Source organism: uncultured Aliivibrio sp., assembly GCF_946479765.1.
Taxonomy (GTDB): Bacteria; Pseudomonadota; Gammaproteobacteria; order Enterobacterales; family Vibrionaceae; genus Aliivibrio.
The window spans coordinates 1-17,552 of sequence record NZ_CAMLHO010000005.1; the positions used below are offsets into that span (position 1 = coordinate 1).

15 protein-coding genes are annotated in these 17,552 nt (G+C 37.9%); 8 read left to right on the forward strand and 7 right to left on the reverse strand.

The window, feature by feature from the left end; genetic code table 11:
• Positions 1-373: 373 nt before the first annotated feature.
• Positions 374-4,168, reverse strand: coding sequence for a translocation/assembly module TamB domain-containing protein (locus Q1K78_RS03665; RefSeq protein ID WP_300174565.1), 3,795 nt, complete (start codon positions 4,166-4,168; stop codon positions 374-376).
• The gene (locus tag Q1K78_RS03670) at positions 4,165-5,886 is read right to left on the reverse strand and encodes an autotransporter assembly complex family protein (protein ID WP_300174567.1); all 1,722 of its coding nucleotides are present in this window, start codon (positions 5,884-5,886) and stop codon (positions 4,165-4,167) included. The genes Q1K78_RS03665 and Q1K78_RS03670 overlap by 4 nt, the downstream gene beginning before the upstream one ends.
• A 137-nt stretch (positions 5,887-6,023) precedes the next feature.
• On the opposite strand from Q1K78_RS03670, the gene msrA reads away from it, so the two are divergent.
• Positions 6,024-6,584 (forward strand): peptide-methionine (S)-S-oxide reductase MsrA, encoded by a 561-nt coding sequence (msrA, locus tag Q1K78_RS03675; protein ID WP_300174743.1) that lies wholly within the window; start codon positions 6,024-6,026, stop codon positions 6,582-6,584.
• A gap of 49 nt (positions 6,585-6,633) precedes the next feature.
• On the opposite strand, the gene Q1K78_RS03680 is transcribed toward msrA, so the two are convergent.
• The gene (locus tag Q1K78_RS03680) at positions 6,634-6,843 is read right to left on the reverse strand and encodes a DUF1107 domain-containing protein (RefSeq protein ID WP_300174569.1); all 210 of its coding nucleotides are present in this window, start codon (positions 6,841-6,843) and stop codon (positions 6,634-6,636) included.
• 253 nt (positions 6,844-7,096) lie between these two features.
• Here Q1K78_RS03680 and Q1K78_RS03685 point away from each other — a divergent pair, with 253 nt between their 5' ends.
• From Q1K78_RS03685 to Q1K78_RS03715, 7 genes are all read left to right on the forward strand, one after another.
• Positions 7,097-7,648 (forward strand): YtfJ family protein, encoded by a 552-nt coding sequence (locus Q1K78_RS03685; protein WP_300174571.1) that lies wholly within the window; start codon positions 7,097-7,099, stop codon positions 7,646-7,648.
• 67 nt (positions 7,649-7,715) lie between these two features.
• Positions 7,716-8,006 carry a DUF2607 family protein gene (locus tag Q1K78_RS03690; protein ID WP_300174573.1) on the forward strand — a complete coding sequence of 97 codons (291 nt, stop codon included), beginning with the start codon at positions 7,716-7,718 and terminating at the stop codon, positions 8,004-8,006.
• A gap of 49 nt (positions 8,007-8,055) precedes the next feature.
• Entirely contained in the window at positions 8,056-8,673 is a 618-nt protein-coding gene (locus Q1K78_RS03695; RefSeq protein WP_300174575.1) for a DUF2796 domain-containing protein, read from the forward strand.
• Positions 8,674-8,709: 36 nt separating this feature from the next.
• Positions 8,710-9,396, forward strand: a complete 687-nt coding sequence (locus Q1K78_RS03700) for an ABC transporter ATP-binding protein (RefSeq protein ID WP_300174577.1) — start codon at positions 8,710-8,712, stop codon at positions 9,394-9,396.
• Positions 9,393-10,652, forward strand: a complete 1,260-nt coding sequence (locus tag Q1K78_RS03705; protein ID WP_300174579.1) for an ABC transporter permease — start codon at positions 9,393-9,395, stop codon at positions 10,650-10,652. Before Q1K78_RS03700 ends, Q1K78_RS03705 begins: the two co-directional genes overlap by 4 nt.
• Before the next feature lie 8 nt (positions 10,653-10,660).
• Complete coding sequence (locus Q1K78_RS03710) at positions 10,661-11,146, forward strand: DUF3299 domain-containing protein (protein WP_300174580.1); 486 nt, start codon at positions 10,661-10,663, stop codon at positions 11,144-11,146.
• Positions 11,147-11,451: 305 nt separating this feature from the next.
• Entirely contained in the window at positions 11,452-12,345 is an 894-nt protein-coding gene (locus Q1K78_RS03715) for a TIGR03899 family protein (RefSeq protein WP_300174582.1), read from the forward strand.
• Positions 12,346-12,439: 94 nt separating this feature from the next.
• On the opposite strand, the gene cysC is transcribed toward Q1K78_RS03715, so the two are convergent.
• Genes cysC through cysD form a run of 4 tightly spaced genes read right to left on the reverse strand, consistent with a single transcriptional unit; the run spans position 12,440 to position 17,194 of the window.
• The gene (gene cysC, locus Q1K78_RS03720) at positions 12,440-13,057 is read right to left on the reverse strand and encodes an adenylyl-sulfate kinase (protein WP_300174584.1); all 618 of its coding nucleotides are present in this window, start codon (positions 13,055-13,057) and stop codon (positions 12,440-12,442) included.
• A 14-nt stretch (positions 13,058-13,071) separates the two neighbouring features.
• A complete protein-coding gene (locus Q1K78_RS03725) occupies positions 13,072-14,799 on the reverse strand; it encodes an SLC13 family permease (protein ID WP_300174586.1) in 1,728 nt (575 codons plus the stop codon).
• A gap of 21 nt (positions 14,800-14,820) precedes the next feature.
• A complete protein-coding gene (gene cysN, locus Q1K78_RS03730) occupies positions 14,821-16,257 on the reverse strand; it encodes a sulfate adenylyltransferase subunit CysN (RefSeq protein WP_300174588.1) in 1,437 nt (478 codons plus the stop codon).
• A 28-nt stretch (positions 16,258-16,285) separates the two neighbouring features.
• Complete coding sequence (cysD, locus tag Q1K78_RS03735; RefSeq protein ID WP_060993878.1) at positions 16,286-17,194, reverse strand: sulfate adenylyltransferase subunit CysD; 909 nt, start codon at positions 17,192-17,194, stop codon at positions 16,286-16,288.
• Positions 17,195-17,552 lie beyond the last annotated feature (358 nt).

Here is a 17,552-nt window from a genome sequence, read left to right on the forward strand (position 1 = left end):
GATTATCAACTCACAAGTGCCCACACAGATTAATAGGTTCAAATTGTTAAAGAGCTTTTCTTCTACTTTCGAAGCTTTTTTGCTTCTCTGTGAAGAGGACGGTCATTTTATCAATTTAAGTCTCAGTGTCAAGCACTTATTTGAAACTTAATTTCTAACCGCTTACCTCACCAACCCTTACCTGCTCTATGTTGAGAGCTCCGTGTCAGTGAGGTCGCATTATAGGGAGTTCGATCACATTAGCAAGCTTTAAATGTGTTTTTTTATATGTTTTCTCTCCATTTGAGTGCTATTTAAGCGATAGAAAACTTATACTTTATTACCCTTACCTGCGACACAGCTTGTGCACAAAGTTATCCACAATTGCTTGGTTTTAATCAAATGTAAACTGATAAATTAAATCCACAGCACCATCTACTCCAGAAACGGCTTCTATATATAGATCGCTAATAATTCGATATCTTAATGTAAACTCACCAAGGGAATTAAATATACCAACACCATACTTAACTTGTAAATCTGGTGCTATATAACCACTAATCGTCACTTGAGACTCTTCTCCTGAGCCCGCGGTATCTAATTGTAGATCTTGAACACCAAAAGCTTGGCCTATTTCCCCAACGACTTTGCCACTTTTTGCTAAGCTCAACCCTATTAAAGTCGTCGTCATTGCATTCCCACCAGTATCACTACCAATATCCTGCCCTCTTAATAGATAAGAGAGTGCATTCGCTTGCGGCATACTAGGGGAAGAGAAAATTTCTATTTTAGGTGTATCCGCAGGACCATTAACTCGGACTCCAGCGGTAACATCATCTCTGGTGTTATTAGGATTACGAATGGCTTCAATATCAACATACGGCTGATCTGCCGGTCCATTGAATAATATCTTGCCTTTAGTAATCTCAAGATCTTGCCCAAACGAACGATATGTCCCGTCTTTAATATTTACTTCACCAGTAATGAACGGACCTTTATTTTTCTGAGTAATATTCAATTTACCAATCAAACCACCTTCTAACCCAAACGCAGACAAAAGAACATCATCCCCAATACTTATATTGATATCAGTTTCAACCTTCATTGGTAATGGCGTGCTTTTCTCTACAGGCTGTAAATCATCATTTAGAATAACCTCATCTTTTGATACTCCAACCGCACTCTCTGGCAATTCTTTAACTACAACTCTTCCCCATGGAATGCCAATAGATCCTGTGATTTTAGCCAATGTAGGTATTACCCTAATTTTCATATCAGGCTTAACTTTTAATTTGACCATCGGAGGGACATTTACTTGAAGCTCTTTACCAAAAACATCCAAGCCTACTTTCCAATTCACAAGATCAGACCAATCACCAGAACCCGTAATATTAAGATCACCATCTGATGTTGTTATGACTGAAGTTAATTCTCCACTATGCCCAGTAAGGTTTATATTTATGCTTCCGTTATTAATATCAACAGGTGACACCTCACCTTTTACTTCAATGCTCTCAACATTAAGGTCCCCTAATAATTTAGGATGCTCAGCTTGACCTGAAATTCTAATATCAGAATTAATCATTGCGTTTAATTGACTGTATTCACCTAAAAGAGGTTTAAGCATTTTTAATGAAATCTGATCAATCTTTGAGTTACCACTTAATTCTTTGGTTCCAGTAGGGTGATCTATCTTAAGATCCCCTTCCAACTTTCCATTATCTGTTAACGCAATTAGCCAGTCTGTTGATAGCTCATCATTTTGCATTTCTGCATTAATAAGTATTTTATCCCAGCCTACTTTGAGTGTTTCTTCCATTTCTTGTTGCACACTACCTTCAGGTAAATAAAGAGAAGCTTTGATATAAGGTTTCTTACCTCTTGACCACTTTGCCAGAGCATCTAGATTCACCTCCCCGTTAATAACGGTTTCTTCTGGCAAGAACTTCTTAATTTTACTGAACTCAAAGTGCTTGATGCTTACGTCTGCACTTCCTGATTTTCCAGCCCTTAAATCTTTATTAAGACATAAGGATGTATTTCCCTGACTCCAGCAATTCGCCTGGATAAATAGCTCTTCTTTTTTAATATCATAAGCAAGAGAGGCTTTCTTATCTAACTTCCATGGACCAATATCAGTATTAACATCAGCTTCACTCAATTCACCTTCCCATCCTGTTTTTCGATTTAATGCGCCTTTAAATAATAGATGGGAGTCAATAACATTCGAATCTAAGTCAATTTGTAATTTATGATTGTTTTCTTTACCACTAAAGCGAATAACTAAATCTTTAAGCGTTTGATTTTGGTATTGACCACCTAATAACTTGATACTCACATCTGCATCAATCATAGGCGTAGGTACGATATAACCTCGGATAGAAGCTTTGTTAAGAGTCGCTTCTTTAGATAATTTCAACCCTAAAGCATCTATATCAAGATTAATTCGAGGCTCTGTTAGCTTTCCAGTTAATTCAACATTGCCAAAAAGTTTACCGTGAACATCCGGAACACTGTCTGATAGCTCAGGAAAATCAATACTGACATTAAGATCCCATTCCTTATCTAATGAACCAGAAATCGAAAGTCCATTATCACCATGATTTAATGTTAACTGTGAAATATCTAAATGCGGTTCACCCGTTCCCTTTATATCATCAGCCTTTAATGATCCATTAATCGTTAATGGATACTTTCTAAATATGCCATTAATGTCGATTAGAGGTGTATTGACTTCCCAGCCCCCCTCTTTAGTTAAGCTGCCCGCAGTTACAAACTCTCCGCTAATATTTCCTTCAGCTTCTGGCCATTGCAATCCTGGTTGAATATTTTGTAGATAGACTGTACTTTTCCAGTTAGCTAAAGAAGCCCAATTAGCTTCAGCATTACCAGAAACCGTGCCACCTAATGTATCAATTATAAAATCAGATAAATTAACTTCTTGTAAGTTTCCTTTCCCTTCAAGTCGAACATCTGTTTGAGGAATAGTTTTCCCCTCTATATATAGAGCAGCAGAAAATTGGTATTTATCGAGGTCTCCCTTTGCTTTTATATTAGGAACCGATAATTTCAATTCTTTTTCTCCAGATAACGGCCAATACAAATCCGTTTTAGATACATGAAGATCAAAAGGCAATGTTTTCTCTAATGGATGAATGTCTATATCTATCGTTGTTTTTAAACCACCAAAAACGGTTAAATCAGCATCTAAATCCGCAATGCTCCCTGTCGCAATAAGTTTAACTTTATGCCCTTTTAATTCAGTTTCTTTTAATTCAGCAGTTGCTTCTAGGTTTAATGGATAATCACCTTTTAAAGTGATGTCATTTTTTAAAGAGACATTTACCTGTGGCATGTCTAAATGAAATTCTGAAATGCTTACATTAGACTCACTAGCAACGCCCTTAAAATCTAATCGATTAATCTCAACGGGGGTCTCTTGCTCTAAAATGAAGTCACGTAGCTCAAACTGCTCAACATTAATGTTAAGAGGGATGTAAACATCAGGTAAGACAATGGTCGTATCCGTCGTCGGTGCAACTGTTTTTTCTGCCTTTGCTTCGCTGGTTTCACTCTTAGCTAACTCCACACGGATCTTTTTCCACGTCAAAGGCGTTATAGTTAAATCATTCTTATATAATTTAATACCCGTGGAAAATGTATCCCATTGAAGGTTATTACCCAAAATATTTGCATTAACCTTATTAATAGTAATATTGGATATATTTATAGGTAACGGAATAGAAAGCAGTTTATTCGGTGTCGTCTCTTTACTAACGGGTTGTTCACTTGATTGCGGCAGTTTAGGGAAGTCTAACGTCAATCCATTAATGGTAATGTCGTCTACACAAAGAGATGGCTCCATTAAGCATTTGGTTGTAATCGCTAAATGAAAATCAGATATATCAGCATCAAGTAGTTCTTTATTTTTATAAGATATACCAGATAAATAAAATTTAGGAAGTAGGCTTCCTTTGGTACTTTTAATTGATAATTGAGGTAACGCTTTTTCTGCCCCCCAAACAATCAAGTTTAAGCCAGTGTTAGTAAAAACCAATCCGCCAACTAATAGTAAAACAACCAGTAGTAAGCTTGGTAGAAATAACGCCAGACAAATACAATGGCGACTAAAGCGACGCTTCTCTTTTAACGTTTGGTTCTTTTCTTCTTTTATATCTAAAGAACTCATATCTCAGGCCCTAACGTAAAATGAATTTTAAATTCATCACCCGGTTTAGCATCTAAACCCCACGCAAAATCCAATCGAACGGGCCCGACAGGAGACGCCCATCGCACCCCCATACCTACACCCGTTTTCCAATCAGGAGTTTCAATCCAAGCATCACCATAATCAACAAATGTTGCTAGCCACCAATTACCAATAACTCGATATTGATACTCTAGGCTTGTTGTAGCCATAAATTGACCACCCGTTAAATAGCCACTACTGTCTTTAGGTGAAATTTCTTCATAACCATAACCACGAACACTATTGTCACCACCAGCAAAGAATCGGATAGAGGGCGGTAACTTATAAAAATTATCCGTATAAATTGCACCTACTTCCGCCCTAGCAACACCGCGATGATTTTCTCCGATACTACGAATAATCGCTCCTTGTGCCTGAAGACGAAGTAGTTTGGCATCTGACGTTAAAGCTTGATCTGTTACTTCAATCGTAAAGGCTTTTTTATCTCCCCACATTGGCATGGTGCCACCACGAGTTCGAGTCTGAGAAAATGAAATACCCGGAAGCACTAACCACGCAGAACCATCTTGAATGCCTTGAGTAAACTCTTCATAAAGAAAACGTGTATAAATAGTGCGGTGCCAACCAGAATCAAACACCCAATGTCTCTCAAATGCCAAATTTGATTCTAAACTGTCTGTATCTCGGTTATCGACATTCTTCAAACCATACTTAGCAATGTAGTAATCTTTAAGTACTTGCTCTAGAGGGATTTTATATGACACCGTAGCTTCTTGTTCTGGCTTTGAAACAGAGATCGCGCTATCTAAGCTATGCCCGTATTGATTTAACCATGGTTTTTTCCAACGAACTTTCCCCCTTACACCGACATCCGTGGAATAACCAATACTGGTTTCTATTTGATTACGTACTTGCGGTAATAAATGCACTTTCATTGGCAGTTGTCGGCTTTTCCCTACCGAGTCAAGATCCGGCTCAACATAAACAGAAGAGAACCACTCTGTATTAGAAAGAGATTGGTTTAGATCGCCAATTTTACTTGCAAGGTATGGGTCACCTTCTTTGAAAGGAATAATTGACCGGACACGTTTCTCTTCAATCTGACTTCCTTCAATCGTTGTCGCACCAAAGCTATAACGCTGACCGCTATCATAATGTAAACGCACCATCGCCTGATGTCGTCCGGGGGCAACGTCCAATTGATTTAATGAAAAGTCACCGTCAAAGTAGCCTTTTCTTAGTGCTAAATTTTGTAATGTGCTTTTCAAGCTTTCATAATTGCCATGATTGAGTACTTGCCCTAAATTCAAGTCAGAATTATCTACAGCCCGAATAAAATCGACATCATCTTTAGCCTCACCCGTAATCAATATATCACTGACATATATATAAACAGGTTCCCCAGAGGAAACAGTAACTAAAAGAGTATGATCTCCTTTTTCACCCTCAACAGTAAACGTGATTGTTGGTTGGTAATAACCTAATGCTTTGAGTGCGTCATTGATACTTTCTTCAAGGCGAGATTGAAAGCGAAGAGAGACTGAATAATCTTCTTCTGGAATACCTGAGATGTAGGCTTCTACATTACTCAATAAAGGTCCATCTAAACCCTCAATGTCTAATTCTGTTTCTGCCGATACTTTAAAAGTCGTAATAAACAAACAGGAAATAAAAAAGAGGGGTAACTTTTTTGTCATACTTATAATGATTCTATTGATTCAATAATACATTCTATGTAATGGTAATTTACTCGCTTTGTAGTGTAGCACAAGGTAAAAGTCTTCCAAATGACTCAGTTGAAGGATGCGACATGACTATAAATAAAAATAACACGATGGATCTATCCCCTCACTTTATCTTTAACGTTAATTTAGAGGAACAACCCAAAGAGCATGATGTTATCTATTTTGGGATGGGTTGTTTTTGGGGAGCAGAACGTCTTTTTTGGCAATTACCTGGCGTTTACTCTACTGCCGTTGGATACAGCGGAGGAATTACATTAAACCCTACTTATAAAGATGTTTGTTCAGGAAACACTGTACACGCAGAAGTAGTTAAAGTGGTTTTTGACCCTTCTGTCATCTCTCTCGAAACCTTACTTCATTCTTTTTGGCAAAAACACGACCCTACTCAGGGAATGCGTCAAGGCAATGATCTCGGTACACAGTACAGATCGACCATTTATACTCATTCTGATAATCAACAATTAATTGCTGAAAAAACAAAGCAACAATATCAAGCAGCGTTACAAGCGCAAAACATTACTCATCTTATTACTACTGAAATAAAGCCAGCATCAACTTTCTACTTTGCGGAAGAAGAGCATCAGCAATACTTAGCAAAAAATCCAACGGGTTACTGCGGCCTAGGTGGAACTGGTGTTTGTTTCATATAAATAAAAAAAGTGCTCTTTTTAGGAGCACCTTTCTTCTTTTCTATTGAATTTAAGCGGGCATTACTGACAATTGACGAATATGTTGATTGACTTCACTCATTACCGATAGCATTTTTCTATTCTCTTTATTTGGCATCAGTAATTTTCCGCCGTCAAACTCAAAAGACCCTACGCCCTCAATATGAAGCTGTCCTTTAAATAACGTTTTTACGAAACGAGCCACTTGAAGTGGTCGGTAAGCCTTAAAATTTCTAAACATAGCCATTACCTCAATAATCCATATAAGGTGTTTATTAATAGTCCATCAAAACATACTGTTTTTATTATTATGTTTTATCTAAAAACAAGTCGAACAAAACATTTAATTAACATTATAGAATGCAAAACAGTGTACTACAAGTTGGATTTAACTTTTTACCAACAATTACCACCTAGCACATTAGTACTGGTCGAATCGCTTTTTATTAAGCCCTGCATTACACTACAAACACTCATTTCCAAGGATAATAAAAATGAACATAGTAAAACTACTCGGTCTTACCGCTTGCCTATTACCTTCTCTTTCTTTTGCTCACAACATTTCACTAAACCAAAGCGTACCGTCAGTCTCTGTTGAGCAATATGGTGAAATCACTTATGTCAACGATGCTGCGGCATATCAAACGTGGAACAGTGAGCAACTAAAAGGAAAAGTTAGAGTTTTACAGGCCATTGCAGGTCGAAGCGGTGCTAAAGCAATGAACGCTGATCTTATGAGTGCCATTACCTTAGAAAAGTTCCCTAAATCAAAATATCAAACGACAACTATCATTAATCAAGACGATTCCATTTGGGGTACTGGCGGATTTGTAAAATCGTCTGCTGAAGAAAGCAAAAAAGAATTTTCATGGTCATCTATGGTTCTTGATGAAAATGGCAAGGTAGCTAAAGCATGGGATCTTCAACCGGAAAGCTCAGCTATCATTCTTCAAGATAAAAAAGGAAATGTCGTTTTTGTTAAAGAAGGCAAACTATCTTCTGATGAAGTTAAGCAAGTGATCGCCCTAATTCACGCCCAGCTATAAATAAATGGCTTGCTTATAAATTGTTATATTATTACATTTACCGCTCAAACTATTTCAGGGCGGTACAATGCAAGCTCATTTTTTTACTAAACAGCGTTGGTTAAATTGGAGTTTAGCGATTACTCTAACGCTGTTTAGTATCTTGGCTGCCTATCACCAAATTGATTCCAATGTACAGCATCATGAAAACCACCATTGCCAGCTATTTCATTCAATTAGCTCTGGGCTTGCTGTTCATTTTAATTATCCCCCTATTATCCCTCAAGCTATTATTCATTTTACATTCTCAACTATAGAGAATAGCTCTCCATTTTCGATTACTGTTCATTCACGAGCCCCTCCTTTTTCTATCGTCTAATATTAATAAATACATCACATTTATAATTCGTCGATAATAGGAAGCTCTTATGCTTATCTGTAATAAAAAAAATGCTCTACGCCTAATAATCTCTAGTACATTATTTTCTATGCCATTGTTCACCTATGCAGCAGATCACCACCATGATGAACATGAAAACTCAGAGCATCGCCAGCACGGAGCACACGTTCATGGTGTAGTCGAAACCAATATTGCCCAAGATGGTGAACACTTACTTTTTGAAATCACAGCTCCTGGCTCTGATGTCATTGGTTTTGAACACGCCCCTCAAAATAAAGAACAAGACCTATTACTAGAACAAGCCATCATTAAACTGAAAGAACCAAGCTCAATTTTTTCCTTACCAGCAGCAGCTAACTGCGTAGTCTCCGATGTACATATTTCTCATAACATGAAGCCTGATGACCATGACCATGACCATGACCATGACCAGCATGATGGTGAACACCATAAAGAACATAGCAAGCATGGTGAATTTACCGCTCAATATGAATATCATTGTGAAGAAATGCCAAAACTAAACCAAATAGAAACACAGTGGTTTACCGTATTTACTCACACACAAAAAATGACCGTTCAATATTTAGGTGATTCAGGACAGAAAGCCGCGACGTTAACCGCTAAAAATACAGTTTTGGCTCTATAATTTAGGTATGGTGGTGGCAACACCACCATAATTATTATGAATATTATTGAATTATCAAATCTGACCTTTTACTGGCCAAATCAGACAGAACGAACGTTAGATATTCCACTTTATCAACAAACGCAAGGATCGAAAGTATTTATCAAAGGCCCAAGTGGCAGTGGCAAATCAACCTTGCTCAGCCTGCTTACCGGTATATTATCGCCAACCGAAGGGACGGTTATCATTAATGGTATAGACATAAATCAACTTACATCGAACCAGAGGGATCGATTCAGAGCTGATAATATTGGCTATATTTTCCAACAATTTAATCTTCTTCCTTATTTATCCGTCATTGATAACGTCATATTACCGTATCAATTCTCTTCAAAAAAATCGTTATCAAAACAAGAACTCATCAATGAAGCTGAACGTCTTTTAACTATGCTTCAATTGCCTCGTTCTCATTTTGATAAGCCAATAACCGACCTCAGTATTGGTCAGCAACAACGAGTCGCAGCGGCAAGAGCCTTTATTGGTAAACCAAGATTAATTATTGCAGATGAACCCACATCAGCATTAGATCACGAAACTCGTTTCGCCTTTATTCAACTACTAATGAAAGAATGTGAAGAGAGCGGTGCAAGTTTATTATTTGTCAGTCATGATCCTAGCTTAGAGTCTTTATTTGACCGCAGCATCGATTTAAGAGAGTTAAATAAAGTAGGAGATATCACATGATAGGCATCGCACAACTGGCTTGGAAAAGTTTAAAGAATCGCAAAACAACCGTTATTTTAACCGTTGTGACTATTGCGATTTCTGTCATGTTATTGATGGGGGTTGAGCGAATTAGAACACAAGCAAAAACAAGCTTCGCCAATACTATTTCTAATACAGATTTAATCGTAGGTGCACGCTCTGGGCAAGTAAACCTTCTCCTCTATTCCGTATTTAGAATTGGTAATGCAACCAACAATATTGATTGGAAAAGTTATCAAGAAATTAGTAACCAACGATCTGTAAAATGGTCAATCCCTATTTCTCTTGGCGACTCTCATAAAGGGTTTCGGGTAATGGGTACCAATCAAGATTATTTTCGTTTTTACCAATACGGAAAAAAGCAGCCATTAGCGTTTAAAGAAGGAAAACCTTTCACTCAATTATTTGATGTTGTATTAGGCTCTGATGTTGCCACCAAGCTCAACTATCAGCTTGGTGAACAATTGGTTATTGCTCATGGCATTAGTGATAAATCATTCACCCGTCATGATAATTTACCTTTCACTGTTACTGGAATTTTAAATCCAACAGGCACTCCAGTAGATAAGACATTACACGTGTCACTAGGTGCAATCGAAGCCATCCACGTTGGTTGGGAAAGCGGAGCTCATCTAGGAAATACACCCGATGCAAAAATATTAGAGCAACACCAATTTAAGCCCAAAGAAATCACCGCATTTATGCTTGGTCTTAACTCAAAGATCCAAACCTTTGGTCTACAGCGCTATATAAACAATTACAATAAAGAACCATTAAGTGCCATTCTTCCAGGTATTGCCTTGCATGAACTCTGGGGAATGATGTCAATGGCAGAACAGGCTCTATTAGCAGTCTCTGTTTTTGTTGTTATTGCAGGGTTAATGGGAATGCTAACCAGCCTATTGACTAGTCTTCAAGAAAGACGACGAGAAATGGCCATTTTGCGATCGATGGGCGCACAACCTAGACACATATTTACCTTACTCGTTAGCGAGGCCGTTGTAATTACAAGCTTTGGGATCATAGTTGGCCTAATAGGTTTATATCTCTCACTTGCCATCTTACAACCCATTATTCAGCAATATTATGGCATTGCCATTGAGCTCACTTTACCCACCCTTTATGAACTGAAATTACTCGGGCTCGTCTTGTGTTCTGGTTTTATCATTGGTGTAATTCCTGCAATACAAGCATACCGTCACTCATTAAGTGATGGCATGACAATAAGACTTTAAGGAAAATCATGAAAAATAAACTATTACTTTGCTTGTTGCTACTTCTGCCTTTTAGCGCAGTTAGTAATGAGGTATTAACTTTAGATTGGATTGATTTAATTCCCGAACAGGAGCGTAATCAATTTGATTCTCTAGGTATGCCAAAGGTAGACCATAATGGTGCCACAATGGAACAATCTCTTGTTGGTGGGGTTAGACAAGAATTAAACGGTAGTATGGTAAAAATACCGGGGTTTGTTATTCCTTTAGAAGGGGATGACAAAATGATCACTGAATTTCTATTAGTCCCTTATTTTGGGGCTTGTATCCATGTTCCACCACCGCCTCCAAACCAAATAATTTATGTGAAATTTGAAAAAGGCGCGCCAATACAGCAACTGTGGGATGTCATTTACATTGTAGGGAAGCTAAAGACAGAAACCATCAATAGTGAGCTAGCTGAAACGGGGTATCTTATTGAAGGTGTTCGTTTAGAAGAGTACGATGACGAATAGTTAACATTCTAGACACCACTGGTTTATTTTGAAAAATCAAATGTAATTAGATAGATAAACCAGTGTACTTACATAAACCCCTATTAGCATAATACTAATAAGCGCATTTTTAATACTTAACCCTTTCATTACCCCTTCCTTACAAGAATCAATTTGCCTCTTTATTTTAACAAAAAATTATCATTTATCCACATTTTGTATTTCTTACTCATAATTAATTTCAAATCTTGCTTTGAGATTAAAGTTTTTATCCTTGAATACCGATATTATAAATATAGAACCGTTACTCAGAGCTAGGCTAACTAATGACGTCACAACAAAGTATCATCACCAAAGATGAAAAAATAAAAGAACAACCAACACATAAAAAAGATCATTATGTAGTAAGCAGTGATCGACGTTTAACTGACATTGCCATAAAACAAGGGCTGGCTGCCAAACTACAGACTCAAAAACCAGAAGACACCCTTTTAAAACGCGCCTTATATCGAGACAAATTATTACGAGAACAACAGCAGCAAAACTTAGAACAAATTATAAAGTTTGCTCATGATTACTGTAATGATGAAACCGCCGGCGATCCAGATCCAGATTGGCTCCACCGTTTTTTTGAAATGGCTAAAGATATCCACGATCCATCAATGCAACGCTTATGGAGCCAAATCTTCAAACAAGAAATTATTACTCCGGGCTCTACATCAATGAAGGCGCTTAAAGTATTAAAAGACATGACGCAACGTGAGGCCCAAACGTTTCAACGAGCGGCATCATTAGCCTGTAGTTTTGGACAAGATAATAGTAAAAAATTACTGCTTGGCTATAAGTGCGCAGGCACCCTCTTTAACCTATATAAGACGGAAGGCCCACAACTGGTTCATTTAGGTAACTACAAACTGCCTTATTCAAGTTTGTTACTTCTTATCGAACTTGGTTTATTACTTGGAACAGAGTTAGAATCTGGTGAAATTGAATTTGAACCTGCTCTACCATTACAATATCAAGGCAAAAACATTGCCATAAAACCAATGCAAAAAAGCTCTCGTCTCGTCTATTATCGATTTAGTCCAACAGGTGCCGAGCTGTGTAAGTTATTAGGTAACAAGCCAAATGATAATTACTTCGATAGCCTTATTGCATTATTAAACCACAAGTTTATTGTTGAAATGGACGTAAAGAAAACCATTTCAACCACCGCATAGTGTCTTTCTGATATATATAATAAAGCCCCTAAGTAAACCGTATTTAGAGGCTTTCATTTTTAGATCTCATTTCGCAAAGTTTGAACAGATGACCTTATTTAATAATGCCTCGTGTTTTCAGCTCAGCTAAACACTGCTCAACAAGCATATCAATTGACTCACTACCTGCTGGTAAATCAATTTCAGGATTTACGGGTGATTGGTAATCAGAATCTATTCCTGTGAAATTTTTAATCTCACCGGCTCTGGCTTTTTTATACAATCCTTTTGGGTCTCGTTTCTCACACTCACTAAGTGAGGTATTTACAAACACTTCTAAAAACTCATTTTCTGGTAATAGGTTTCTTACCATTTCTCTTTCTGCTCGATGCGGCGAGATAAATGCACTTAATACAATTAAACCCGCATCAGCCATTAATTTTGCCAGCTCACCAATACGTCGAATATTTTCTTGCCTATCATGATCCGAAAAGCCTAAGTCCTGACATAAACCATGACGCACATTATCACCATCTAATAAATAGGTATGATAACCAAGTTCGGCAAGCTTAATTTCTAATGCGCCAGCAATGGTTGATTTCCCTGCACCTGACAATCCAGTGAACCATAGCACCGCGGGTTTTTGTTTCTTTAACACCGAACGAGTTTCTTTCGTTACTAAATGTTGATGCCAAACGATATTTTCATTTTTCACAGCGTCTTTGACTGACATGTTTCATCCTTGAACTAAAATGGGAAAAAATAAGGGATTAACGTCAATACCAGTATCGAATAAACAATCGACATTGGTAATCCCACTTTTACATAATCCAGTAAAGTGTAGTTACCCACACTAAATACTAATAAATTGGTTTGGTAGCCATAAGGAGAGATAAAACTCGCGCTTGCTCCGAAAAGAACGGCCATAATAAATGGCATTGGATCAACCCCATAACCTAGCGCCATACTATAACCAATAGGAAAAGCGAGAGCGGCAGCCGCGTTATTGGTAATTAACTCAGTCAATACGAGAGTAATCAAATAGACAGCAATTAATGCGCCCATCACACCCCAACCATTAAATAACTCCATAAATAGATTGCCAAGTTGGACTGATAAGCCTGAAGACAACATTAATTGAGCGATTGATAATGCAGCGCCAACAATAACAACGATATCAATTGGGAATCGGCGACGTAACTCACCAATATTAATAACCCCTAGCGCTAAGAGAGCCAAAAGATAAACAGATAACCCTTTAATTATAGGAAAAAATCCCAATAACTCTGCCGCTATCACACCAGCAAAACCGAGTAAAACCAGAGTGCTTTTATCTCCATCCAATTTTGCAGCTGAATCTAAATCACTAATAATGACAAACTCACGTTTAAGCTGCTGTTTACTTTGTTCAAAATTTTTACCTGGCACTAAAACTAACGTATCACCTGCTTGCAGTTCAATTTTTCCCAAACCACCTTCAAGGCGTTCATGCCCACGTCGAATAGCAACGACAACCGCATCAAAACGGTCTCTAAATTGTGAAGATTTAATGCTCTTTCCGCGAATAGAGGCCGATTGGCTAACCACCACTTCAATTAAATTTTGTCCATTTAAGTGATGTTGACCAAAGAGTGTTAATCCATTTATTTCTTGCAACGTCGTCACGCTTTCAATATCACCGCAAAAAAGTAATCGGTCTCCGGCAAGCAGTACCATTTCCGGGTCAACAGAGGCAATGGTTTTTCCCTCTCTTATTACTTCTGCTAAAAAGAGTTTTCGTAATGCTCGTAAATTATTTTCAGCAATTGATTTTCCAACTAATGGCGAACCACCTTCGACTCTTGCCTCTAAAAAATAAGGTAATTCATCATGATTACTTTCATCATAGGCGGGCAATAAATAGCTCAATGGGATCAAAATTAATAATCCACCAAACAAGACAGCTAATCCAATAGCGGTTGGTGCAAAAAAACTTAAACTTGGTAATCCTGCATCTTCAACAAAACTATTAATGATAAGGTTGGTTGATGTGCCAATTAAAGTGAGTGTGCCACCTAAAATAGCCGCATAAGAAAGAGGAATAAGAAGACGAGATGGTGCGTGGCGTTGGTTACGTTTGATTGCGCCAATTAAAGAAACCACCACTGCGGTATTATTTGTAAAAGAAGAAAGGATTGCAGTAGATAGACCCAATTTGCCTACCACACTCCCTAACCTTCCTTGTGAAATATAACGCCCTACCCAGCTGATAAGGCGTGTTTTTTCTAAAGCACAAGAACTCAGGATCAATAGCACTAACGTCAATAATGAAGAGTTAGTAAAGTTTTTTGCCAAGCTAGGTAAGTCAATCATACCCAACATAAACGCAATAAATGCCGAACCAGCAAAAATTACACTAGGCTTCAATTTACTCGCTAACAAACTAACAATAATAAATGCCAATAACGCTAGAACGAATCCCTGTTCCCATGCCATAGAATATCCCTTTTTAAGCCATTAACTTAAAAGCTTTGAAATATCTTGAGCTTTCCAATGAGGGAAATGTTTACGAACTAACGCATTTAACTCCACCTCAAAGGCACTGACATTATCATTAATAGGTTTTACATCACTCAGTTCAGAAAGGTTTTGGATCATACCAGCCCCTACAGTTACATTCGTTAAGCGATCAATAAAAATGAAACCACCTGTGTTAGCACAATCTTGATAGCGATCTAAACTCACCGTCTCTGTTAATGACACATCACATAAGCCAATACCATTTAACGGTAATTCTGTAGTATCAAACGTATCCAAACTATTAATATTCACTTGATGGTGAATCGCATCAATTTGACCTACCGTTTTCTTGCCTGCAATTTTGATATCGTATTGACGACCTGGTTGTAAGCCTTTTTCTGTCATCCACACAATCTCAGCTTTAAATTGATCCGTTGCCTGTAAGCTTGAATTTGATTTCACCAGTAAATCACCACGGCTAATATCAATTTCATCTTCCAATGTTAATGTCACTGCCTGACCTGCTTGTGCCGAAGGTAAATCGCCATCAAACGTTACGATACGTGCAACTTTTGATTTCTTACCTGAGGGTAAAGCGATAATCTCATCACCAACAGCAATGCCACCAGCCGAAACGGTTCCAGCAAAACCACGAAAATCTAAATTAGGACGATTCACATATTGAACAGGGAAGCGGAACTCACCATTACCCCGGTCAGCATCAATATCGATATTTTCAAGCACTTCTAATAACGGAGCGCCTTTATACCAAGCTAAAGCTTCGCTAGGATTAACTACGTTATCCCCTTCTAATGCAGATAACGGTAAAATAGAAAGCTCTAGATTAGGGTTGTTTAACTTCTTCGAAAACGTTAAATATTCTTCTTTAATCTCTTCAAAACGAGATTCAGAGTAATCAACTAAATCCATTTTATTTACCGCCACAACAAAATGACGGATACCTAAAAGGTTAGCGATATAAGAATGACGACGAGTTTGATCAAGTACGCCTTTACGTGCATCAATCAAAATAACAGCAACATTACAGGTTGAGGCTCCTGTTGCCATATTACGAGTGTACTGCTCATGGCCTGGGGTATCAGCAATAATAAACTTACGTTTTTGAGTCGAGAAATAACGATAAGCAACATCAATCGTGATCCCTTGCTCACGCTCTGCTTGTAAGCCATCAACTAACAAAGCCAAATCAGGACGATCGCCTGTTGTCCCTACGCGCTGACTGTCAGCATGAACCGCATCTAATTGATCTGCATAGATTTGTTTTGAGTCATGAAGTAATCGGCCTATGAGGGTACTTTTACCATCATCCACCGAACCACACGTTAAAAATCGAAGTAATGATTTGTATTGATGTTCTTTTAAATAAGCTTCAATACCAAGCTCTGCCAGTTGTTGTTGTACTGCACTATTCATTGTTGACTCCTTCCTTAGATGCCTGATATTAAAAGTAACCTTGACGTTTTTTCAGTTCCATCGACCCCGATGAATCATGGTCTATCGCTCTGCCTTGACGTTCACTCGACGTAGCAACCAACATCTCTTCAATAATTTCAGGCAAGGTATTCGCGGTAGATTCCACAGCACCCGTCAATGGATAACAACCTAAGGTTCTAAAGCGAATGTCTTTATGTTGGATCTCTTCGCCTTCTTCTAGCTCTAAACGTTCATCATCGACCATGATCAACATGCCATCACGTTCAACAACAGGGCGTTTTTCAGATAAATAAAGTGGAACGATTTCAATATTTTCTAAATAGATATATTGCCAGATATCGAGTTCAGTCCAGTTTGATAATGGGAATACACGAATGCTCTCCCCTTTATTTACTTGACCGTTATAAGTATTCCACAACTCTGGACGCTGATTTTTAGGATCCCACGTGTGATTTTTATCTCGGAACGAATACACACGCTCTTTTGCACGAGACTTCTCTTCATCACGACGAGCCCCACCAAACGCCGCATCAAAACCGTATTTATTGAGCGCTTGTTTTAATCCTTGAGTTTTCATGATGTCGGTATGCTTTGATGACCCATGAACAAATGGGTTAATTCCCATCTCCATGCCTTCAGGGTTTTTATGTACTAATAGGTCAAAACCATATTTTGCGGCTGTTTTCTCGCGAAACTCAATCATCTCTTTAAATTTCCAATCCGTATCAACATGAAGAAGCGGGAATGGAATTTTTCCTGGATAGAAAGCTTTACGAGCAAGATGCAACATTACTGAAGAATCTTTACCAATCGAATACATCATAACTGGATTATCAAACTCAGCAGCCACTTCACGGATGATGTGAATACTTTCGGCTTCTAGCTGTTGTAGGTGGGTTAATCTTTGTGCGTCCATGTGTTTTGTCCTTTAGGCTAAATTTGGTAATGGCACCTATTATCGAAATTGATTGCGTTGTCGTTGCATCAACTCTCTTTTCCATTAGGTGGGTATTTTCATTCCAATAAAGTCACTATAGACGGGTTGCTTTATTACCTGAAATTCTAAAACTTCATTTTTTATTCGATTTAATGCTAAGGGTTATAGATAAAAAGGTTTCATTTATAAAAACAGTGAAAAAGAATAAATATCGTTCGACTTGTGGAATGGCATTCCTGTTAATAAAAATCAGCCAGCCAGACAATATGTATCAATAATTCCTATTGAAGCTGTGATCTAGTTACCGTAAAGCACACGGGAACGAGATCAACTCCAC